This is a genomic window from Micromonospora sp. NPDC050980 (assembly GCF_040653835.1).
GTDB lineage: Bacteria > Actinomycetota > Actinomycetes > Mycobacteriales > Micromonosporaceae > Micromonospora.
In genome coordinates this window covers 644,509-663,766 of record NZ_JBFAGS010000001.1, presented here as the reverse complement: position 1 = coordinate 663,766, position 19,258 = coordinate 644,509, and the positions used below count along the sequence as shown (strand labels likewise).

Annotated in this window: 22 protein-coding genes; 16 read left to right on the top strand and 6 right to left on the bottom strand. The window is 74.2% G+C overall.

Annotation, left to right across the window (positions count from 1 at the left end; translation table 11 throughout):
- The first annotated feature begins 33 nt into the window (after window positions 1-33).
- The 4 genes from AB0H28_RS03270 (at window position 34) to AB0H28_RS03255 (ending at window position 3,715) form a co-directional block, all read left to right on the top strand.
- Window positions 34-789: a methyltransferase domain-containing protein gene (locus tag AB0H28_RS03270; RefSeq protein WP_358033425.1), complete on the top strand. Its 756-nt coding sequence runs from the start codon at window positions 34-36 to the stop codon at window positions 787-789.
- 41 nt (window positions 790-830) lie between these two features.
- Complete coding sequence (locus tag AB0H28_RS03265; protein ID WP_358033422.1) at window positions 831-1,997, top strand: acyl-CoA dehydrogenase family protein; 1,167 nt, start codon at window positions 831-833, stop codon at window positions 1,995-1,997.
- 82 nt (window positions 1,998-2,079) lie between these two features.
- The gene (locus AB0H28_RS03260; RefSeq protein ID WP_358033853.1) at window positions 2,080-3,099 is read left to right on the top strand and encodes a type III polyketide synthase; all 1,020 of its coding nucleotides are present in this window, start codon (window positions 2,080-2,082) and stop codon (window positions 3,097-3,099) included.
- A gap of 25 nt (window positions 3,100-3,124) precedes the next feature.
- Window positions 3,125-3,715, top strand: a complete 591-nt coding sequence (locus AB0H28_RS03255) for a hypothetical protein (RefSeq protein ID WP_358033419.1) — start codon at window positions 3,125-3,127, stop codon at window positions 3,713-3,715.
- A gap of 7 nt (window positions 3,716-3,722) precedes the next feature.
- On the opposite strand, the gene AB0H28_RS03250 is transcribed toward AB0H28_RS03255, so the two are convergent.
- On the bottom strand, window positions 3,723-4,418 hold the full coding sequence (locus tag AB0H28_RS03250) for a hypothetical protein (protein WP_358033417.1): 696 nt from the start codon (window positions 4,416-4,418) through the stop codon (window positions 3,723-3,725).
- Between the two features lie 327 nt (window positions 4,419-4,745).
- On the opposite strand from AB0H28_RS03250, the gene AB0H28_RS03245 reads away from it, so the two are divergent.
- The 5 genes from AB0H28_RS03245 (at window position 4,746) to AB0H28_RS03225 (ending at window position 8,617) form a co-directional block, all read left to right on the top strand.
- A complete protein-coding gene (locus AB0H28_RS03245) occupies window positions 4,746-5,231 on the top strand; it encodes a CarD family transcriptional regulator (RefSeq protein WP_013288937.1) in 486 nt (161 codons plus the stop codon).
- A 54-nt stretch (window positions 5,232-5,285) separates the two neighbouring features.
- A complete protein-coding gene (gene ispD / locus AB0H28_RS03240) occupies window positions 5,286-5,981 on the top strand; it encodes a 2-C-methyl-D-erythritol 4-phosphate cytidylyltransferase (protein WP_358033415.1) in 696 nt (231 codons plus the stop codon).
- 26 nt (window positions 5,982-6,007) lie between these two features.
- Window positions 6,008-6,490 carry a 2-C-methyl-D-erythritol 2,4-cyclodiphosphate synthase gene (ispF, locus tag AB0H28_RS03235; protein WP_358033412.1) on the top strand — a complete coding sequence of 161 codons (483 nt, stop codon included), beginning with the start codon at window positions 6,008-6,010 and terminating at the stop codon, window positions 6,488-6,490.
- A gap of 78 nt (window positions 6,491-6,568) precedes the next feature.
- Window positions 6,569-7,567: a tetratricopeptide repeat protein gene (locus AB0H28_RS03230; protein ID WP_358033409.1), complete on the top strand. Its 999-nt coding sequence runs from the start codon at window positions 6,569-6,571 to the stop codon at window positions 7,565-7,567.
- Window positions 7,568-7,576: 9 nt separating this feature from the next.
- Window positions 7,577-8,617 (top strand): NAD(P)-dependent alcohol dehydrogenase, encoded by a 1,041-nt coding sequence (locus AB0H28_RS03225; protein ID WP_358033406.1) that lies wholly within the window; start codon window positions 7,577-7,579, stop codon window positions 8,615-8,617.
- Between the two features lie 52 nt (window positions 8,618-8,669).
- Here AB0H28_RS03225 and AB0H28_RS03220 read toward each other — a convergent pair whose 3' ends face one another.
- On the bottom strand, window positions 8,670-9,836 hold the full coding sequence (locus AB0H28_RS03220) for a homogentisate 1,2-dioxygenase domain-containing protein (RefSeq protein ID WP_358033403.1): 1,167 nt from the start codon (window positions 9,834-9,836) through the stop codon (window positions 8,670-8,672).
- A 93-nt stretch (window positions 9,837-9,929) separates the two neighbouring features.
- Between AB0H28_RS03220 and AB0H28_RS03215 the strand changes: the two genes are divergently transcribed.
- The 7 genes from AB0H28_RS03215 to AB0H28_RS03185 all read left to right on the top strand — a co-directional run bounded on the left by AB0H28_RS03215 (window position 9,930) and on the right by AB0H28_RS03185 (window position 15,056).
- Window positions 9,930-10,790, top strand: coding sequence for a hypothetical protein (locus AB0H28_RS03215; RefSeq protein ID WP_358033401.1), 861 nt, complete (start codon window positions 9,930-9,932; stop codon window positions 10,788-10,790).
- On the top strand, window positions 10,787-11,986 hold the full coding sequence (gene fahA / locus AB0H28_RS03210) for a fumarylacetoacetase (RefSeq protein WP_358033399.1): 1,200 nt from the start codon (window positions 10,787-10,789) through the stop codon (window positions 11,984-11,986). The genes AB0H28_RS03215 and fahA overlap by 4 nt, the downstream gene beginning before the upstream one ends.
- A gap of 146 nt (window positions 11,987-12,132) precedes the next feature.
- A complete protein-coding gene (locus AB0H28_RS03205; protein ID WP_358033397.1) occupies window positions 12,133-12,342 on the top strand; it encodes a DUF397 domain-containing protein in 210 nt (69 codons plus the stop codon).
- A 111-nt stretch (window positions 12,343-12,453) separates the two neighbouring features.
- The gene (locus AB0H28_RS03200; RefSeq protein WP_358033395.1) at window positions 12,454-12,936 is read left to right on the top strand and encodes an SRPBCC family protein; all 483 of its coding nucleotides are present in this window, start codon (window positions 12,454-12,456) and stop codon (window positions 12,934-12,936) included.
- A gap of 114 nt (window positions 12,937-13,050) precedes the next feature.
- The gene (locus AB0H28_RS03195) at window positions 13,051-14,304 is read left to right on the top strand and encodes a PQQ-binding-like beta-propeller repeat protein (RefSeq protein ID WP_358033393.1); all 1,254 of its coding nucleotides are present in this window, start codon (window positions 13,051-13,053) and stop codon (window positions 14,302-14,304) included.
- 36 nt (window positions 14,305-14,340) lie between these two features.
- The gene (locus tag AB0H28_RS03190; RefSeq protein ID WP_358033390.1) at window positions 14,341-14,547 is read left to right on the top strand and encodes a hypothetical protein; all 207 of its coding nucleotides are present in this window, start codon (window positions 14,341-14,343) and stop codon (window positions 14,545-14,547) included.
- On the top strand, window positions 14,541-15,056 hold the full coding sequence (locus AB0H28_RS03185) for a hypothetical protein (protein WP_358033387.1): 516 nt from the start codon (window positions 14,541-14,543) through the stop codon (window positions 15,054-15,056). The genes AB0H28_RS03190 and AB0H28_RS03185 overlap by 7 nt, the downstream gene beginning before the upstream one ends.
- A 54-nt stretch (window positions 15,057-15,110) precedes the next feature.
- Here AB0H28_RS03185 and hisC read toward each other — a convergent pair whose 3' ends face one another.
- The 4 genes from hisC to hppD form a co-directional block, all read right to left on the bottom strand.
- The gene (gene hisC / locus AB0H28_RS03180; protein WP_358033384.1) at window positions 15,111-16,214 is read right to left on the bottom strand and encodes a histidinol-phosphate transaminase; all 1,104 of its coding nucleotides are present in this window, start codon (window positions 16,212-16,214) and stop codon (window positions 15,111-15,113) included.
- Window positions 16,211-17,188, bottom strand: coding sequence for an RDD family protein (locus AB0H28_RS03175; protein ID WP_358033382.1), 978 nt, complete (start codon window positions 17,186-17,188; stop codon window positions 16,211-16,213). The genes hisC and AB0H28_RS03175 overlap by 4 nt, the downstream gene beginning before the upstream one ends.
- Window positions 17,189-17,303: 115 nt before the next feature.
- Window positions 17,304-18,005, bottom strand: coding sequence for an RDD family protein (locus AB0H28_RS03170; protein WP_358033378.1), 702 nt, complete (start codon window positions 18,003-18,005; stop codon window positions 17,304-17,306).
- Window positions 18,006-18,015: 10 nt separating this feature from the next.
- Window positions 18,016-19,221 carry a 4-hydroxyphenylpyruvate dioxygenase gene (gene hppD / locus AB0H28_RS03165; protein ID WP_358033375.1) on the bottom strand — a complete coding sequence of 402 codons (1,206 nt, stop codon included), beginning with the start codon at window positions 19,219-19,221 and terminating at the stop codon, window positions 18,016-18,018.
- Window positions 19,222-19,258: the final 37 nt, after the last annotated feature.

The following is a 19,258-nucleotide window of genomic DNA, read 5'->3' as shown; positions in this document are numbered from 1 at the left end:
GTCGTTACCGCCCAGTCGTGCCACGCTCGGTCCATGCCAGAAGCGTCCCCGGTGGCCGGTCCGCGCCGGGTGCTGCCCCCGAACGACCCCCGGCAGTACGACGAACTGGCCGGGGAGTGGTGGCGGCCGGACGGTGCCTTCGCGATGCTGCACTGGCTGGCCCGGGCCCGGGCGGCCCTGGTGCCGCCGGCGTCCACCCGGGACGACCTGCTGGTCGACCTCGGCTGCGGCGCCGGGCTGTTGGCGCCGCACCTGGCCGGCAAGGGCTACCGGCACGTCGGGGTGGACCTGACCCGGTCCGCCCTGGACCAGGCCGCCGCGCACGGCGTGACGGTGCTCCAGGGTGACGCGACGGCGGTGCCGCTGGCCGACGGCTGTGCCGCGGTGGTCTCCGCCGGCGAGCTGCTGGAGCACGTGCCGGACTGGCGCCGGGCGGTGGCGGAGGCGTGCCGGTTGCTGCGGCCGGGCGGCCTGCTGGTGCTGGACACCCTCAACGACACGCTGCTGGCCCGGCTGATCGCGGTGGAGCTGGGCGAACGGCTGCCCACGGTGCCGCGCGGCATCCACGACCACCGGCTGTTCGTGGACGCCCGGGCGTTGGTGGCCGAGTGCGCCCGGCACGGCGTGGCGTTGCGCCTGAGTGGGGTCCGGCCGGAGCTGGGCGGCACGCTGGCCTGGTTGCTGCGCCGGTGGCGCGGTGGCGACCGTCCGGCCCGGACGGAGCCGCGCATCGTGCCGACCCGGTCGACCGCGGTCCTCTATCAGGGCAGTGGACTTCGGGGCGGGTAGCCGGGACCACCCGGGGTAAGGGACGTCGAGAAGGGGGCGACATGACTGTGCACGCGCTGGAGGCGGCCCGCCGGTTGGCGCCGCGACTGGCCGCCCGCGCGGCCGGGCACGACCGCGACGGCTCGTTCCCCGTCGACGACTTCGCCGACCTGCGTGCGGCCGGCCTGTTCGGGCTGATGGTCCCGCGCGAGCTGGGCGGGTCGGGCGCGACGTTCGCCGAGTACGCCGCCGTGGCGACCGAACTGGCCCGGGGCAACGGCGCGACCGCGCTGGTGTTCAACATGCACGCCTCGGTGACCGGGGCGTTGGGCGCGGTCACCGAGGAACTCGCCGAGGCGCTCGGCGTGCCGGAGGAGGCGCTGGCCGCCCGGGACCGACTGCTGCGCGCCGCGGCCGACGGCGCGTGGTACGCGGTGGCGATGAGCGAGCGCGGCGCCGGCGCCCGGCTGTCCCAGCTCAGCACCGTCTACCAGCCGGTCGACGGCGGCTGGCACATCAAGGGCAGCAAGACGTTCTGCTCCGGCGCCGGCCACCCGGACGGCTACCTGGTGGCCGCGCGCAGCGCCGCCGACCAGTCAGTGGTCTCCCAGTTCCTGGTCCCGGCCGGGGCGGGGATCACGGTCGAGCCGACCTGGGATTCGCTCGGCATGCGTGCCACCTCCTCGCACGACCTGCACCTGGACGTGACCGTCCCGGCCGACCGGCTGCTCGGTGGCGTGGAGGGGCTGGCGTTGGTGGTGGCCCAGCTCATGCCGCACTGGCTGGTCGCCAGCTACGCCGCCGTCTACGTCGGGGTGGCCCGGGCCGCGATCGACGCGGCGGCCGAGCACCTGAACGCCCGGAACCTGGCCGGGTTGCCGGCGGTGCGGGCCCGGCTGGGGCGGGCCGACGCGGCCACCGCCGCGGCCGAGCTGGTGGTCGCGGAGGCGGCCCGCCGGGTCGACGAGGAGCCCGGTTCCGCCGAGACGAACCGCTGGGTGTGGCGGGCCAAGCTGCTCGCCGGCACCACGGCCGCGGAGGTGGCGGCGTCCATGTTGGAGGCCGCCGGCACCTCGGCCACCCGCCGGGGTCATCCGCTGGAGCGGCTCTACCGGGACGCCCGGTGCGGCTCGTTGCATCCGGCCACCTCCGACGTGTGCGCCGACTGGCTGGGCATCGCCGCGCTCGGCGGCGACCCGGACCGGGACGGCACGGTCCCTCGTTGGTGAGTGAGCCGGTTCCGCGGGGCCGGAAGAAGTGACCGACGGGAGAGGTGGGCACGTGGCTATACCGGTGATCGCGGGTCTGGGCATGGCGCAACCGCCGGGCGCCGCGCAGGACGAGCTGTGGACGGGTTTCTTCGAGAAGCACTTCTCGGGCACCACCCGGGCGCTGGCCGAGAAGATCTTCGCCAACTCCGGGGTGACCCGCCGGCAGGCGGCGGTGAATCCGTTGCTGGAGGACGTCTCGGAGTGGCCGACCGAGCGCCGGATGCGCCGCTACCAGGTGGAGGCGCTGCCCCTGGGCAAGGAGGCGGTGGGTCGCGCGCTCACCGCCGCCGGCCTGGACGCCTCCGACATCGGCCTGTTCGTGGTCTGTTCCTGCACCGGCTACGCGACTCCGGGCCTGGACATCCTGCTCGCCCGGGATCTCGGCATGGCCCCGGACACCCAGCGCATGTTCGTCGGCCACATGGGCTGCTATGCGGCTCTGCCCGGGCTGGGCGCGGCGAGCGACTTCGTCACCGCCCGGGGGCGGCCGGCCCTGCTGCTCTGCGCGGAGCTGACCAGCCTGCACATCCAGCCGGCGGGCGCCCGGGTGGACACCCAGCAGATCGTCTCGCACGCGCTCTTCTCGGACGCCGCGGTCGCCGCCGTGGTCGTGCCCGGCGGTCGGGGGTACGCGGTGCGCGAGGTCGTCTCCGTCACCGACACCTCCACGGCCGACCACATGACCTGGGACGTCACCGACACCGGCTTCCGGATGGGACTGTCGCCGAAGGTGCCGAAGGTGCTCTCCCGGTTCGTCGGTGACCTGGCGGACGGTCTGCTGGCCCGGCACGGGTGCGACCGGTCCGGGGTGGACGGCTGGGCGGTGCATCCGGGCGGCCCGCGCATCCTGAACGTGGTGGAGCGTGAGCTGGCCCTGCCGCCGACGGCGTTGGCGGCGTCCCGGGAGACGCTGGCGGAGCACGGCAACTGCTCGTCGCCGACGGTGCTGCTGATCCTGGACCGGTTGGCCCGTACGCCGTCGCCGCCGGGTCGGGTGGTGATGCTCGGGTTCGGGCCGGGCTTGACGCTCTACGCGGCGCTGCTGGAGCGCGCGGGTTGACCGACCTGCCGATACCCTGACGGGCATGGCCTCCGAGGAGCGGATCCGGTCGGCGACGCTGGTCGGCCTCACCGTGTTGGCGTTGACGCTCGGCGGGTGGTGGTGGCGGTCGAGCGAGCCCTGGCTCGGCTCCACCGCGGGGCCGACGACCGACGATCTCGTCCGGTCCCGGGTGACGGTCGAGGGGCCGGTCGGGCAGGCCCCACCGACCGACCTGGCTCCGCTCGTGGTCGACCCCGGCACCGGCGAGGTGATCTCCCGACCGGACAGCTCGATGGTGGTCCGCGTCGGTCCGGACGGGTCGACGCGGCAACTCGAGGTGTCGCACGTGGTGTGGCGGGAGACGTCCCGGCTGACGCCGGGCGAACGGCCGGTGGTCCGGCAGGCCAACCCCTCGTCGGGTGACACGTATCGGCTGTCGGCGCGCTGCTCCGGTGACGGCGCGGTCGTGGTGCGGGTGACCGGGACCGGCGGCGACGACGTGGAGCGGGTGCTGAACTGCGGCGGACTGCTGGACGTCCCGTTGCTGGAGGGCACCGGCGCGCCGGTGTGGGTGCGGTTCGCCCCACTGCGGGGCGAGGCCGAGCTGGATGCCCGTCTGGTGGCTCTCTATTGAGCCCGGGTCAGCCGGGCAGGCGGGCCAGGTCGTCCCGGTAATCGGCGGCGGGGCCGAGTTCCGGCACCACCCGCACCAGCGTGCCCTGCCGGTCGACCAGCAGCGCGACGGCGGTGTCCGGTCGGGCCGCGAGGTGCAGATAGGAGCGCAGCCCGCCGGCCGGGTCGCCGAGCGGGCGTACGCCGGCGGCGGTGGTCGGCCCGGCGTGGCGGCCCTCGGTCACGGTGACCACTGTGACTCCGGCGGGGGCGGTGGCCGCCGCGGTGCCGACCTCGTCGACGCAGGCGCAGGCGTCGACCAGGATGATCATGGCGGGCAGCAGGCTGCGCAGCGGCACCGGGGTGTCGTCGGCGCCGACCAGGTCCAGCGCGGGCAGCGGACCGAGCGCCGACGGCGCGGCCGTGGTGACCCGGGGCAGCACGGTCGGCGCGCCGCCGGAGCGGTTGGGCCGGGGCCAGGTGACGGCGGCCAGCCCGGCGAGCGTGACCAGCACCGACACCAGCAGCACCAGCAGGGCGAGGCCGAGCCGGAGCCGGATCGGCCGGTGCGTGTGCCGGGGGGCTTGGCGCAGCTCCCGGCGCACCTGCCGGGCCTCCTCGGCGAGCGCCGAGGCGTCGTCCGGGACGACCACCCGGCCCCATTCCGGGGGCAGCCCGGGAAGCCCGTCCGGCGGCCCCTGGCCGTCAGCGTCAGGCACGCCCATCGGACCCCCAGAACGTCTCGGTGAGCGGACGTCGCGTCCACCACCAGCGTCCCGCACCGGGAGCCGTACCGCCACACCTGGGCGCGGATGGAGTTGCGGAGCTACCATGGAAGGAGCGCATTGCCCTAGATCTTCAACGCTCCGACCGGCCGCACCCGGTTGTCATGTGACAGTCACGGAGCGTGTCGGAAACATCGACTTGGCCTCCTGTCAAGCCGAAGAAATACCTCTCACAGGGCCCCTGAGCTGCGCCAACGGTCAGGACAGCGGTGAGACATCGGTGCCTGAGCGTGTTACCCTAGACACAGCGAAAGGGGTTTCGAACCTATGGTTTTCAGTGTCGGCGAGACCGTTGTTTACCCCCACCACGGGGCCGCACTCATCGAGGCAATCGAGACTCGGGTCATCAAGGGCGAGCCCAGGGAATACCTCGTCCTGAGGGTCGCGCAGGGTGACCTGACGGTCCGGGTGCCCGCCGAGAACGCCGAGATCGTGGGTGTGCGCGAGGTGGTCGGCGAAGAGGGCCTCGGCAAGGTCTTCGACGTGCTCCGTGCACCGCACACCGAGGAGCCGACCAACTGGTCGCGGCGTTACAAGGCGAATCTGGAGAAGCTGGCCTCCGGTAATCCGCTGAAGGTGGCCGAGGTCGTCCGCGACCTGTGGCGCCGGGAGCGGGAGCGGGGCCTGTCGGCGGGTGAGAAGCGCATGCTCGCCAAGGCCCGCGACATCCTCGTGGGCGAGGTTGCGCTGGCCGAGAAGAGCACCAAGGACGAGGCGGAGACGCTGCTCGACAAGGTGCTGACCGAGGCCTGATCCGCACTCCTGCCTCTACCCGCACCACAGCGAACGAAAACCGAGGACCGCGACGTGACCGCGCAGCTCAATCCGCGCGGTGACGTCGCGGTCCTCGTTCCCGCGGCCGGTGCCGGCGTACGCCTCGGGCCGGGCGCCCCCAAGGCGCTGCGACCGCTGGCCGGCGAGCCACTGCTGGTGCACGCCGTCCGGCGGATCGCTGCCGCGCCCTCGGTGCACACGATCGTGGTGGCCGCGCCGGCCGCCGACGTCGAATCGGTGCGGGCGCTGCTCGCGCCGGTGGCGCCGGTGACAGTGGTGCCGGGCGGTGCCGAACGCCAGGCGTCCGTGGCGGCGGCCCTCGCGGCGGTGCCCGCCGGGCCGGACATCGTCCTGGTGCACGACGCCGCCCGGGCGCTCACCCCGCCCGACCTGGTCGAGTCGGTGGCCGCAGCGGTGCGCAGCGGGCACGACGCGGTGATCCCGGTGCTGCCGGTGGTCGACACGATCAAGGAGGTCGACGCGGCCGAGCGGGTGCTCGGCACTGTCGACCGGGCCGTGTTGCGGGCGGTGCAGACGCCCCAGGGCTTCCGCCGGCCGGTGCTGACCGCCGCGCACCGGGCGGCCGGGAACCCGCTCACCGACGATGCCGGCCTGGTGGAGAAGCAGGGCGTCGCGGTGTTCTGCGTACCCGGCTCCGAGCTGGCCTTGAAGATCACCCGCCCGTTCGACCTGGCCCTGGCCGAACACCTCCTGACCACCGGCGCCTGACGGTCCGTCGCGCGTACCCTCTGGTCATGATCGTTCCTCGGGTGGCTGTCGGCACCGACGTGCACGCGTTCGCGGCCGGCCGGCCCTGCTGGGTCGCCGGGCTGCACTGGCCCGACCAGGACGGCCTGGCCGGGCACTCGGACGCCGACGTGGTGGCGCACGCCGCCTGCAACGCGCTGCTCTCCGCCGCCGGCCTCGGTGACCTGGGCGCGAACTTCGGGGTGGGCGAGCCCGAGTGGGCCGGTGCCGCCGGGGTGGCGCTGTTGACCGAATCGGCCCGCCGGGTGCGAGCGGCCGGCTTCGCGATCGGCAACGTGTCCGTGCAGGTGGTGGGCAACCGGCCCAAGATCGGGCCGCGCCGGGACGAGGCGCAGCGAGTGCTCTCCGAGGCGGTCGGCGCCCCGGTCACCGTGTCCGCGGCAACCACCGACGGCCTCGGCTTCACCGGGCGCGGCGAAGGGCTGGCCGGGATCGCGGTGGCGCTCGTCTACGAGGCTCCGGCGCACTGACGCGGCGGCCGGGCCGGGGCGTCCTGCCGCGGCACCTGACCGTGGGCGCGGGTGAGTCGGGCGGCTACGCTCGCCGGGATGCCGAGTGACGCCGCCGAAGACCAGTCCGCCGCCGACGGTTTCCTCCAGCGGGCCCACCTGCTCGCCGAGTTGGGCCGCTACGACGAGGGGATCGGTGAGCTGGCCGCGTTGATCGCCGTGGAGCCCGCGCACGTCGAGGCGCTGACGATGCTGGCCCGGATGCAGCTCGCCGCCGGTCGTCCCGCCGAGGCGCTCACCGCGGCCGAGGCGGCCGTCGCCGCCGCTCCGGGCACCGTGCCGGCACTCGTGGTGCGCGGGCTCGCGCTGCTCGACCTGGAACGTTGGGGGGCCGCCGCCGGCACCGCCGAGGAGATCCTGGCGCTCGGCCCCGCCGACGCGTACGCGCAGCGCAGCGCCGCCGGGATCCTCTCCGCCGCGCGCAACGGGCAGCCGGCGCTGGACGCGGCCTGGCGGGGGGTCGAGCTGGCCCCGGACGAGCCGGAGGCGCATCTCGTGCTCGGCCTGGTCTCGGTGCGGCTGGAGCTGTTCGACCTGGCGGAGCGGGCCTACCGCGAGGCGTTGCGGCTGGACCCGGAGTTGGCCGGGGCGGGGCGGGACCCGGGCGTGGCGCGGCTGGAGCGACGCCGCTACGCGGTGACGCTGGAGCACCTGACCGAGGCGGCGGACATCGCCCCGACCGGGCCCGATCCGGTGCGGAGCGCCGACGCCGGCCTGCGCCGGCTGGTGCTGTCCGCCGCCGGCTGGTCGCTGGTGCTCACCGTGCTGGTCGCCGCGCTGGCCCCGGCCGCGCCGGGCGCGTCCCGGCTGCTCGCCGTGCTGGCGGCGGCCGGGGTCGGGCTGCTGGCGGGCCGGCCCGCGTCCCGGTTGCCCGGGGTGCGGGACGCGATGTCGCGCGGCCTGTCCCCGGCCGTCTACGCGGTGGCCGCGGCGCCGCTGCTGCTGGCCGTGTACGCCCTGGTGGGCGGCCCGTGGCCGCTGGTGGGTGCGATCACCGCCACCGGGGTCGCCGGGTTCACCGTGTTCCGCCGGGGGTAGGACATTCGGATGCTCACCGTCAACGCCTACGCGGCCACGTCCGCGACCGACCCGCTCACGCCGACCACCGTCGAGCGGCGTGACCTCCTGCCGGACGACGTTCTCATCGACATCAAGTTCGCCGGCATCTGCCACTCCGACATCCACACCGCGCGCAGCGAGTGGGGCCCGACCGACTACCCGATCGTCGTCGGTCACGAGATCGCCGGCGTGGTGCGGGAGGTCGGCTCCGCGGTGACGAAGTTCGCCGTCGGCGACCGGGTCGGCGTCGGCTGCATGGTCGACTCCTGCCGGGAGTGCGACAACTGCCGCAAGGGTCTGGAGCAGTACTGCCTCAAGGGCAACATCGGCACGTACGGGGCGGTCGGCCGGGACGGCAAGCCGACCCAGGGCGGCTACTCGCAGGCGATCGTGGTGACCGAGGGCTTCGTGCTGCGGATCCCGGACGGCATCGAGCTGGACGCCGCCGCGCCGCTGCTCTGCGCCGGCATCACCACCTATTCGCCATTGCGGCACTGGAACGCCGGCCCGGGCCGGAAGGTGGCGGTGGTCGGGATGGGCGGCCTCGGCCACATGGCCGTGAAGCTGGCCCACGCCATGGGCGCCGAGGTGACAGTGCTGTCCCAGTCGCTGAAGAAGCGCGAGGACGGGCTGCGGCTGGGCGCCGACCACTACTTCGCCACCTCGGACGAGGCGACGTTCACCGACCTGGCGGGTTCGTTCGACCTGATCGTCAACACGGTCAGCGCGTCCGTCGACCTGGACGCCTACCTGGGGCTGCTGGCCGTGGACGGCACGCTGGTGAACGTGGGCGCGCCGGAGGACCCGCTGTCGCTGCGCGCGTTCTCGCTGATCCCGGCCCGGCGGTCGGTCGCCGGCTCGATGATCGGCGGCATCGCCGAGACGCAGGAGATGCTCGACTTCTGCGCCGAGCACGGGCTGGGCGCGGAGATCGAGGTCATTCCGGCCGACAAGATCAACGAGGCGTACGAGCGGGTGCTCGCCTCGGACGTGCGCTACCGGTTCGTCATCGACGCCTCGACGTTCTGACCACCGACATCCCGCCGGGGGCCGCGTCCGCGCGGCCCCCGTTCGGCGTACGTCAGGGCTTGCGCGCCCAGGTCCAGGCGTAGCCGTCGTCCTCGCAGGCGGTGCCCGCGTCGCAGAGGTCCAGCGGGCGGAACGTGTCCACCATGACCGCCAGTTCGTCGAAGAAGTCCGCCCCGATCGACCGCTCGGCGGCGCCCGGCTGGGGGCCGTGGGTGAAGCCGGACGGGTGCAGCGAGATCGAGCCCTGCTCGATGCCGGAGCCGCGCCGGGCCTCGTAGTTGCCGCCGGTGTAGAACAGCATCTCGTCGGAGTCGACGTTGTGGTGGTTGTACGGCACCGGGATGGCGGCCGGGTGGTAGTCCACCTTGCGCGGCACGAACGAGCAGATCACGAAGTTCGGGCCCTGGAACGTCTGGTGCACCGGCGGCGGCTGGTGGATCCGCCCGGTGATCGGCTCGAAGTCGTGGATGGAGAACGCCCACGGGTACATGTGCCCGTCCCAGCCGACCACGTCGAACGGGTGGTGCGCGTAGACGTACCTCGTCCACCCGCGCCGGTGCCGGACCAGCACCTCCACTTCCTCGCCGTCGACGAGCAGCGGCGTGTCCGGCCCCCGGACGTCGCGCTCGCAGTAGGGCGAGTGCTCCAGGAACTGCCCGCGTACCGACAGGTAGCGCTTGGGCGGGCCGATGTGGCCGGTCGCCTCGACGGCGAGCAGTCGGGTCGGTTCGTCGCCGGTCGGCACCAGGCGGTGGATGGTCGAGGTGGGGATGACGACGTAGTCGCCGGCCACCGCGTCGAGCACGCCGAACGGCGACTCCACCCGCATCGAGCCGGATTCCAGGTAGAGGCAGTGGTCGCCGGTGGCGTCGCGGAACAGCGGCGAGGGCCGGTCGGCCAGCACGTACGCGATCCGGACGTCGTCGTTGGCGAGCAGGTAGCGCCGGCCGAGCACCGGGTCCGCGCCGCTGCCGTCGAGCTTGTGGGTGCGCAGGTGGCGCGGCTTGAGCGGCAGGTTCGGCACCCGGGTGACGGCGGGCGGGGCGAACTCCTCGGCGGCGAGGATCGCGGTCGGCGCGTGGCGGTGGTAGAGCAGCGACGAGTCGGAGGAGAAGCCCTCCTGGCCGACCAGCTCCTCGGCGTAGAGCGTGCCGTCGGGCTGCCGGAACTGGGTGTGGCGCTTGCGGGGCACCTCGCCCACGCTGCGGTAGTAGGGCATTTCGCCTCCCGTTATGTCCCGTCTCCGGCCGGTGGCGTCCGATAATCGGACGCAGTTGTCCGTTCCTCGTAGCGTCCCGTACATTCTTGTCTCGTGTCAACGCAGGTGCCCCGCCTCCTCGCCGGCCTGGTGGACGACGCCGCGGTCTTCCCCCCGGGCAACGCCGCGCTGCCCGACGCCGTGACGGCGCACCGCACGCACCGCGCCGCCTGGTACGCCGGCCTGGTCGGCCCGCTGCTGCTACCCGCCTCGGAGATCGTCCAGGGCGCGCTGCACGGCCTGGCGGACCCGGGCCTCGTCATCGGGCTGATCGGCGACACCGGCCTGGACCAGCTCCCCGCCGCGCTGGCCGCGCTCACCCCCGACGGGGTGACCGCCCGGCAGGTGGAGGCGCCGGTCGCCAAGCGGGGCGAGGACCCGCAGCCGGGCCTGACCGAGCTGGTGGCGCTCGCCGGCCGGCTCGACGGCATCGCCGTCTACGCGGAGGTCCCGCTGACCTTCGGGCTGATGGGCGCACTGGACACGCTCGCGCGCTCGCGCGCCGACGGGCTGCCGGTGGCGGCCAAGTTCCGCACCGGCGGGCTGGCCGCCGAGCTGTTCCCGACCCCGGCCGAACTGGCCGCGGTGATCTGCGCCTGCCGCGACCGGGACCTGCCGTTCAAGCTCACCGCCGGGCTGCACCACGCGATCCGGCACCGCGACCCGGAGACCGGCTTCACCCACCACGGCTTCGTCAACGTGCTCGCCGCCACCCTGGCCGCCGACGAGGGCGCCGAGGTCGACGGCGTGGCCGAGCTGCTGACCGCCACCGACCCGCTGCGCGTGGTCGAGTCGGCCCGGGCCCGGCGTGAGGCCGACCGCCCGCTCTGGGTCGGCTACGGCTCGTGCAGCATCGCCGAACCACTTACCGATCTGATCCGGCTGGGGCTGGTGAACGGAGGCTTCGACTCATGAGTTGGGTTCCTGGCGCGGCGGGGTCGTCGTACGGGGTGACGAACCTGCCGTACGGCGTGTTCCGGCACGGCGAGCGCGAACCGCGGATCGGGGTTCGGATCGGTGACCGCGTGCTCGACCTGGCCGCCGCGGAGGCGGCCGGCCTGGTGCTGGCCGGCGGGGCGCTGGGCCGGCACACGCTGAACGCCTTCCTGGCGCTCGGCCGGCCGCAGTGGACCTCGGTCCGGGAACGGATCGCCGAGCTGCTCACCGACCCGGCGCACCGGCCGGCGGTGGAGCCGCTGCTGGTGCCGGTCGACGAGGTGGAGCTGCTGCTCCCGTTCGAGGTGGCGGACTACGTCGACTTCTACTCCTCCGAGCACCACGCCGGGAACGTCGGGCAGATCTTCCGACCGGGCCAGCCGCCGCTGCTGCCGAACTGGAAGCACGTGCCGATCGGCTACCACGGCCGGGCCGGGACGGTGGTCGTCTCCGGCACGCCGGTGGTCCGTCCCACCGGGCAGCGGGCCAGCGCGCAGGGCCCCACCACCGCCGCCTCGGTCCGCCTCGACATCGAGGCCGAGGTCGGTTTCGTGGTCGGCGTGCCGAGCCGGCTCGGCGACCGGGTGCCGGCGACTGACTTCGCCGACCACGTCTTCGGCGTGGTCCTGGTCAACGACTGGTCGGCCCGGGACATCCAGGCGTGGGAATACCAGCCGCTCGGGCCGTTCCTCGGCAAATCGTTCGCCACCTCCGTCTCGGGCTGGGTCACGCCGCTGGAGGCGCTCGCCGACGCGTTCGTGCCCGCGCCCGACCAGGACCCCCCGGTGCAGGACTACCTCCGCGACACCCCGCACCTCGGGCTGGACCTGACCCTGGCGGTGGAGTGGAACGGCGAACGGGTGGCCGAGCCGCCGTTCGCCACCATGTACTGGACCCCGGCCCAGCAGCTCGCCCACCTCACCGTCAACGGGGCGTCGCTGCGCACCGGCGACCTCTACGCCTCCGGCACCGTCTCCGGCCCGGAACGTGGCCAGGTCGGCTCGTTCCTGGAACTCACCTGGGGCGGCGCGGAGCCGGTGAAGTTCGCCGACGGCAGCCGACGGACCTTCCTGGAGGACGGCGACACGGTGACCATCACCGCCACCGCGCCCGGTCCGGACGGCACCACCATCGCGCTCGGCGAGGTCACCGGGACGGTCCTCCCGGCGCGCTGACGTCCGCCTTCCGCATCGACGGCCCCGATCGCACCCGCTGTGCGACCGGGGCCGTTTCGTCGTGCGTTGATCGACGCGGGTCGCGTGCGTCCCGGGCGGTGCCGGTCCGGGGGCGCAGCGAGGAGTGAACACAGGAAGGACCGAGCATGACCGAGTTGACCGGCGCCGTCTGGCGCACCAGCAGCCGCTCCAACGATCAGGGCCTCTGCGTCGAGGTGGCCACCAACGTGGTCACCTCGCACGGCGTGGTGGGCGTACGCGACTCGAAGGACCAGGACGGTCCCGCGCTCGCGGTGAGCCCGCCGGGGTGGACCGCGTTCGTCACGGCGCTGCGCGGCGACGCCTTCCGCGGTTGACGTAACCTGCCGACCCCGGCGCCCCGCCGCGGGGCGCCGGTGGTGGAAATGTCACTCCGGGGCTCCCCCGGAGCGGTGACGGCCCGTACCGTGGACGACACGGGAGGTGCCATGTCGACGGTGACCGTTTCCGCTTTCATCGAAGCGCAGGACGCCGATCTGTGGCGCCTGCTCACCGATCTCCCGGCCCGCGCCGACTGGCTCTCCGCGGTGGGCGCCGTCGAGGTGCTCACCGGCGGCGGGTTCTCCCCCGGCACGGCCTGGCGGGAGACGCGGGTCCGGCCGGACGGCGGTGCCGAACCGGAGGAGTTCGAGGTGGTCGAGGCGACCGCACCGCGCCGGCTGGTGCTCGGCTCACGCGGCTCCGGCGTCGACTACCTGATCACCTGGACGCTGCGGACTGTCGAGCGGCGGCGGCGTGGCTGCACCGAGGTGACCGTCCGGCAGGAGGCGGTGCCGACCCGGCCGTACGGGCGGGTGCTGGCCCTGATCCTCGGCGGCCTGGCCGCCCGGGCGGTGGAGGGCGCGCTCCGGCGTGACCTGGCCGACCTGGCCCTGGCCGCCGGCCCCACCCGCTCCGCCGAGGCCGCCTGAACCGATCTTCCTTCACGCCCCCGTCCGTCGGGCGTCCCCGCTGGTGTGTGACGGACCCGGCGCAGGGGTCGAGGTTCAGCCCTGGCCGGTAGGGTGCCGGGGCGGAGGTGGCGGATGGCGAAGTCCGGCAGGCGGCGGGCCGTGGTGGCGCTGGTGGCGGTGCTGGCCGTCGCGGCGTCGGTCGCCGTGGTCGTCCGGGTGCTGGCGCCGGCCGAGGTCGAGACCGTCGCCCGCGCCCCCTATCCGGAGGCGCCCGCGCCGACCGCCGGGGTGATCGGGCGGCTGCCGGTGGCGCCGCTGGTCGTGGACGGCCGGCTCCGCGTCTACGCCGGCACCCGCCAGGTGTACGCGGACCAGCCGGTCACCGACCGGCACCGGGTCACCCCGTTCTGGTCCTACCGGCGCTGGCCGGCGAAGCTCGTCGGGGTGCTCGCCGAGGGCACCACGGTGGTCAGCCGCTGGTCCGACGGGAAGCTGGTGGCGCTGGACGCGCGTACCGGCCGGGTGGCCTGGCGTGCCGACGGTCCCGCGCCGGGGCCGGTGCCGAAGCCCCGCCGCACGTTCGCCACCGTGGTCTGGGCACCGGCCGGCCTGCACGCCGCGCGTACCGCGGACGGTCTCGACGTGCTGCTCGCGGCCGGTCCGGGCGCGGTCGGCGGGTACGCCCTTGCCGACGGCCGCCGACTCTGGCACGCCGACGTCGACCCGGGGTGCCGGGTCGATGTGGGCAGCACCGCGAGCGGGGAACTGGTCGGGATGGACCGCTGCGCCGGGCCGGCCGCGGTCGAGCTACGGGACGCGGCGACCGGCGCGGTACGCACCCGCTGGCGGCCACCGGACGCGCCGGACGACCTGGTGGTCACGCCGGTCGGCTGCCGCGACGGGCACTCCGGCTGCCGGGGTCTGCGTACCGCCGGGTCGGACGGCCGGGGCGGTCGGGGCTGGCTGGTGACCGATCCGGGCGAGCCGACGGCCGCGCCCGGTCTGGACGGCCCGGAGTCGGCGCTGGACGGCGAGCGGGTGGTGGACACGTCCGGCGGCATGGTGACCGGGCGGTCCCCGCGCACCGGGGAGGAGCTGTGGCGCCGGGCGGACATCCACCCGGCCCGGGTGCTCGCGGTCGAGCCGGGGCGGGTGCACCTGCTGACGGACCGGCGGGAACTGGTCACGCTCGACCCGCTCACCGGGGCGACCCGGTCGGAGTTCGTGCTGGACGTCGGGCGGGACGGCATCGGTTGGCTGCCGGGTCTGGCCCACGCGGTGGACGGCTACGTCGCGGTGGAGCGGTTACGGGAGCGGGCCCGCCCGGAGGACGACGACCAGGGCTGGTTCCTGATGGCCGAGCCGGTGCTGCTCGCGGCCACCTGAGTCGACAAATCGGTCATAAGGCACTATATTTCCCGCGTGCGTTGGCTAGCTGCTTCCGTCGGCCTGGTGTGGGCCGCGTCCGGTTTCTCCGTGCCCGCCGAGGCGGCGCCGCCCCGAACGGCGCGGCTCGCCCTGACCGTGGGCGTCGACATCACCGTGCCCGCCTCCGTCAACCTCGGCACCGGCTTCGTCGGCGGGGTGCTGACCGGGCGGGGACGGCCGGCGGCGACGGACGGATGGTGAAGCAGATCGCGCGCGCCGGGATCCGCGTCTACCTGTCGGTGGGACCGGGCGGCGAACCGCCCTCCGGGTTCGAGGTGGCGCCGCTCACCGGCGCTCGCGACCCGGACGGCACCCCGGTGGTGACCGGCGAGGTGCACAACACCGGCCGGCGCGCCCTCGACCTCACCGGCGACCTGTGGCTCACCGACGGACCCGGCGGGCTGTCGGTGGGACCGGTGCGGGCCGAGGCGACCACGCTCCCGCTCGACGGCCGAACCACGATCCGGGTCACGCTGGACCGCCGGCTGCCCGACGGCCCCTGGCAGGCCCGACTCGCGCTCGCCAGCGGATGGACGAAACGCACCGCCACCGGCGAGATCAGCTTCGGCCGGGCCCCGGCGGCGGCGACCAGGGCCGACCGTTCCCGCCTGGTGCTCACCTCCGGGACAGCCGGATCACTGGTGATCCTGCTGCTCTTCGGCCTCTACACGTACCGGCGCCGGATGCGGCAGCCCGTGCCGGTCGGTTGACCGTCCGGGGTCGGTCCGTAGGGGGTTGACGGACCGACCCCGGACGCGCTTCGGTCAGGCCAGCGCGGCCTCGGCGGCGGCCAGGAACGCGTCGTTCTCCGCCGGGGTGCCGATGGTGACCCGCACGCCGTTGCCCGGGAACGGCCGGACGATCACGCCGCGCGCCTCGCACGCCTTGCCGAACTCCACGGCCCGCTCGCTCAGCGGCAGCCAGACGAAGTTGGCCTGGCTCTCCGGCACGTCCGGCACGAACTTGCGCAGCGCCTCGGCCACCCGGTCCCGCTCGGCCACCACCAGCGCGCAGCGCCGCTGCACCTCGTCGGCCTGGGCGAGCGCGGCCAGCGCACCGGCCTGGGCGGCCATGCTGGTGGAGAACGGGGTGACCACCTTGCGCACCGCGGCGGCCACCGCCGGCGCGGCCACCAGCCAGCCGATCCGCAGGCCGGCCAGGCCCCACGCCTTGGACAGCGTGCGCAGCACCGCCACGTTCGGCCGGCCCAGGTAGCTGAGGCCGTCGGGCACCTCGGCGTCGGTGACGAACTCCCGGTACGCCTCGTCGATCACCACGAGCACGTCGTCCGGCACCGCGTCGAGGAAGCGGTCCAGCTCCGCCCTGCGGACCGCCGTACCCGTCGGGTTGTTCGGGTTGCAGACCAGGACCATCCGGGTCCGGTCGGTCACCGCCGCCGCCATCGCCGCCAGGTCGTGCCCGTGGCCGGCGTCGTTGGGCACCCGCACGCTCGTCGCGCCGCTGGTCGCCGCGATGATCGGGTACGCCTCGAAGGAGCGCCACGAGTAGAGCAGCTCGTCACCGGGCAGGCAGGTGGCCCGCACCAGGTGCTCGGCCAGCGCCACCGAACCGCAGCCGGTGGCGATCCGGTCCGCGTCCACGCCGTAGCGCTCGGCGAGCGCCTGCCGCAGCGCCACCACGCCCATGTCCGGATAGCGGTGCGAACCGGCGACCGCCTCGGCGACCGCCTCCACCACGCCGGGCAGCGGGCCGTACGGCACCTCGTTGCTGGCCAGCTTGATCGCCTCGGGCAGGCCCAGCTCGCGGGCCAGGTCGGCCGGGCTGCGGCCGGGCACGTAGTTGGGCAGCGCGTCCAGGTCGGCGCGGGTCAGCCGCAGCGAAGGCTGGTGACGTCCGGTGTCGGTCATGGGGTGTCTCCCGGGGGGTCGGCGCGGTCGTGCGGGGCGGTACGAGGGTCGGAGCGGTTGCGGGGGAGCTGGACCACCACGGTCTGCGCCCGCTTGTCGTGCAGCGCCTGGCGCAGCGGCTGGTCGAACAGCGGCGAGACGGCGTCGACGAACTGGAGCACCAGGCCCAGGCCGCAGCAGTACCAGAGCAGCGTGGGCATGCCGAGCGTGCTCCAGCGCCGGAAGGCCCGGCCGAAGCCGAGCGGTTGGTCCGCCTCGATCGGCAGCGCGCGTACGCCGGCCACCCGCTTGCCGAAGGTCTGCCCGCGCGCCGCCATCGACGGCACCTCGTAGGCGAACCAGAGCGCGGTGGCGATCAGCAGGATGACGACCTGCAACCCGCCGGCCTGGTCGTCGATCTGGGGCAGCCCCTCGGTCGAGGTGTCCCCGTTCACCGCCCGGCGCATCGTCTCCCGCAGGTAGGGCGAGATCGCCTCGATGTAGCGCCAGACGAACCAGCCGTTGACCAGGGCGTTGAGCAGGAACACCACGCCCAGGTCGATCAGGCGGGCGACCAACCGGGCGCCGTACGAGGCGAGCGGCAGCCCGTGCGGGCGCGGCACCGGCGTCCGGCCCGGCCACTGCGGGTACGGCCAGCCCGGCGGGGACGCCTGCTGGCCGGGCTGCCCCGGCTGGCCCGGCCACGGTCCGGCCGGGCCTGGTTGCCCCGGCTGGCCTGGTTGCCCCGGCCAGTGGCTCGGCTGCCCCGGCACACCGGACGTCGGCAGCGGCCCCGGCGAGCCGGCCGCGCCGGAAACCGGCCGGTCGGGGCCGGGGGCCGGCGTCGCGGCGGCGGGCTCGGGCTCGGCGGGCGGGGGACCGTCGGGCGGGGTGACGTCGACCGGAATCGGCGCGCCGATCCACCCCTCCCCGTCCCACCAGCGGCGGGTCTCCGGGTCGGCGGGGTCGACGTACCAGCCTGGTTCCAGACTCACGGTGCCCCTTCGGTTCGCGACTGCGGGGCTCGCAGGCCCGGCTCACTCCTCGCGCTCACGGGTGCCCCTTCGGTTCGCGACTGCGGGGCTCGCAGGCCCGGCTCACTCCTCGCGCTCACGGTGCCACCTTAACGACGACCGTGCCGGCGAACTTGTCGTGGAGGCACTGCTGCCAGGGCTTGTCCCAGAGTTGCCAGAAGCCGTCGAGGTAGTTGAGGAACGGCACCAGCGACCCGGCGACGAACTCGACCAGATAGCGCTTGCCGAGCATGCCCCGGGTGAGCGTGGCGTCGGGCTGCGCCGGCACGATCCGCAGCTTCATCACCTTCTTGCCCAGCGTCTGCCCGCTGCGCCGGGCGTACTCCACGTGGTAGAGCCAGTAGAACGCGAAGATCAGCACCAACAGCCCCAGCTCGGCCGCGAGCAACGGGAGGAAGAGTTCGGTCCACATCGTCGCCGGGTCGGGCCCCTGCGGGCCGGCCTGCTCCAGCTCGTCGACGGCGCGGAAGAAGATCAGGAAGAAGACCGGGAAGAACAACACCATCGCCACCGCCGAGGCCACCGCGGTGTCGATCAGCCAGGCCAGCAGCCGGTCGCCGAAGCTGGCCAGCGGCTGCCCGTTCGGCGCCACCGGGGGCGGGGTGAACGGCGGGTACGGCACGTACCCGGGTGGGGGCGGCGGGTAGCCGGGCAGGCCCGCGTACGGCGGCGGGGTGTGCTGGGCAGGCACCGCGGGGCCGGTGGGCGGCGCGAAGCCGCCGCCCACGGGCGGGGGCCCGGCGGGCGGCGGCTGCGTGTTCGGGGGAGGCTGGGTCACGCGACCAGTGTCACAGATTGCCGCGCTTCTCCTGCTCCCGCTCGATCGCCTCGAACAGGGCCTTGAAGTTGCCCTTGCCGAAGCCGAGGGAGCCGTGCCGCTCGATCAGCTCGAAGAAGACGGTCGGACGGTCCTGCACCGGCTTGGTGAAGATCTGGAGCAGGTAGCCGTCCTCGTCCCGGTCCACCAGGATCTTGCGGGACTGAAGCTCCTCGATCGGCACCCGCACGTTGCCGATGCGGGCGCGCAGCTCCGGGTCCTGGTAGTAGGAGTCCGGGGTGTCGAGGAATTCGACGCCGGCCGCCCGCATGGCGTCGACGCTGGCCAGGATGTCGTTGGTGGCCACCGCGACGTGCTGGGCGCCGGGGCCCCGGTAGAACTCCAGGTATTCGTCGATCTGCGACTTCTTGCGAGCCACCGCCGGCTCGTTGAGCGGGAACTTCACCTTGCGGGTGCCGCTCGCGACCACCTTGCTCATCAGCGCGGAGTAGTCGGTGGCGATGTCGTCGCCGACGAACTCGGCCATGTTGGTGAAGCCCATGACCCGCTTGTAGAACTCGACCCACTCGTCCATCCGGCCCAGCTCCACGTTGCCGACCACGTGGTCGACGGCCTGGAAGAAGCGCTTCGGCTGGAGCCCGGCGTCGATCATCGGCTGCCGGTCCACGATCGGGGAGCGGGCGACGAAGCCGGGCAGGAACACGCCGGTGTAGCGGGACCGGTCGACGAGCGTGTGCCGGGTGTCCCCGTACGCGCCGATGGACGCCATCCGGACCGTGCCGTGCTCGTCGCTGACGTCGTGCGGCTCCACCAGTCCGGTGGCGCCCTGCGCGGTGGCGTGCGCGTACGCGGCGTCCACGTCCGGCACCTCGAGCGCGATGTCGGAGATGCCGTCGCTGTGCTTGGCCACGTGCTCCGCGCCGTCGGCGTCCGGGCGGATCACGCCGGTCAGCACGAACCGGGCCGAGCCGCTGGTCAGCACATACTGCGCGTGGTCCCGGTAGCCCTGCTCCGGGCCGCGGTAGGCCACGCAGGTCATGCCGTAGGCGGTGGAGTAGTAGTGCGCCGCCTGCTTGGCGTTGCCGACCAGGAAGTGCAGGTGGTCGAGGCCCTTCACCGGGAACGGGTCGCGGCTGATGTCGTGGTCGACGGCGCCGACGAGGATGTCGGCGTCGGCGTCCTCGGTCGTCTGGGGTCGGTCGATCGCCTGGGTCATGGTGGCCTCCCTCGCGTCCGGCCGGCCTCGTGGGCCG

What these genes read in the sequence shown, in the direction of transcription:
- AB0H28_RS03270 (WP_358033425.1), top strand. Translation starts at nt 34, where the DNA reads ATGCCAGAAGCGTCCCCGGTGGCCGGTCCGCGCCGGGTGCTGCCCCCG.
- AB0H28_RS03265 (WP_358033422.1), top strand. Translation starts at nt 831, where the DNA reads ATGACTGTGCACGCGCTGGAGGCGGCCCGCCGGTTGGCGCCGCGACTG.
- AB0H28_RS03260 (WP_358033853.1), top strand. Translation starts at nt 2,080, where the DNA reads ATGGCGCAACCGCCGGGCGCCGCGCAGGACGAGCTGTGGACGGGTTTC.
- AB0H28_RS03255 (WP_358033419.1), top strand. Translation starts at nt 3,125, where the DNA reads ATGGCCTCCGAGGAGCGGATCCGGTCGGCGACGCTGGTCGGCCTCACC.
- AB0H28_RS03250 (WP_358033417.1), bottom strand. Translation starts at nt 4,418, where the DNA reads ATGGGCGTGCCTGACGCTGACGGCCAGGGGCCGCCGGACGGGCTTCCC.
- AB0H28_RS03245 (WP_013288937.1), top strand. Translation starts at nt 4,746, where the DNA reads ATGGTTTTCAGTGTCGGCGAGACCGTTGTTTACCCCCACCACGGGGCC.
- ispF (WP_358033412.1), top strand. Translation starts at nt 6,008, where the DNA reads ATGATCGTTCCTCGGGTGGCTGTCGGCACCGACGTGCACGCGTTCGCG.
- AB0H28_RS03230 (WP_358033409.1), top strand. Translation starts at nt 6,569, where the DNA reads ATGCCGAGTGACGCCGCCGAAGACCAGTCCGCCGCCGACGGTTTCCTC.
- AB0H28_RS03225 (WP_358033406.1), top strand. Translation starts at nt 7,577, where the DNA reads ATGCTCACCGTCAACGCCTACGCGGCCACGTCCGCGACCGACCCGCTC.
- AB0H28_RS03220 (WP_358033403.1), bottom strand. Translation starts at nt 9,836, where the DNA reads ATGCCCTACTACCGCAGCGTGGGCGAGGTGCCCCGCAAGCGCCACACC.
- fahA (WP_358033399.1), top strand. Translation starts at nt 10,787, where the DNA reads ATGAGTTGGGTTCCTGGCGCGGCGGGGTCGTCGTACGGGGTGACGAAC.
- AB0H28_RS03205 (WP_358033397.1), top strand. Translation starts at nt 12,133, where the DNA reads ATGACCGAGTTGACCGGCGCCGTCTGGCGCACCAGCAGCCGCTCCAAC.
- AB0H28_RS03200 (WP_358033395.1), top strand. Translation starts at nt 12,454, where the DNA reads ATGTCGACGGTGACCGTTTCCGCTTTCATCGAAGCGCAGGACGCCGAT.
- AB0H28_RS03195 (WP_358033393.1), top strand. Translation starts at nt 13,051, where the DNA reads ATGGCGAAGTCCGGCAGGCGGCGGGCCGTGGTGGCGCTGGTGGCGGTG.
- AB0H28_RS03185 (WP_358033387.1), top strand. Translation starts at nt 14,541, where the DNA reads ATGGTGAAGCAGATCGCGCGCGCCGGGATCCGCGTCTACCTGTCGGTG.
- hisC (WP_358033384.1), bottom strand. Translation starts at nt 16,214, where the DNA reads ATGACCGACACCGGACGTCACCAGCCTTCGCTGCGGCTGACCCGCGCC.
- hppD (WP_358033375.1), bottom strand. Translation starts at nt 19,221, where the DNA reads ATGACCCAGGCGATCGACCGACCCCAGACGACCGAGGACGCCGACGCC.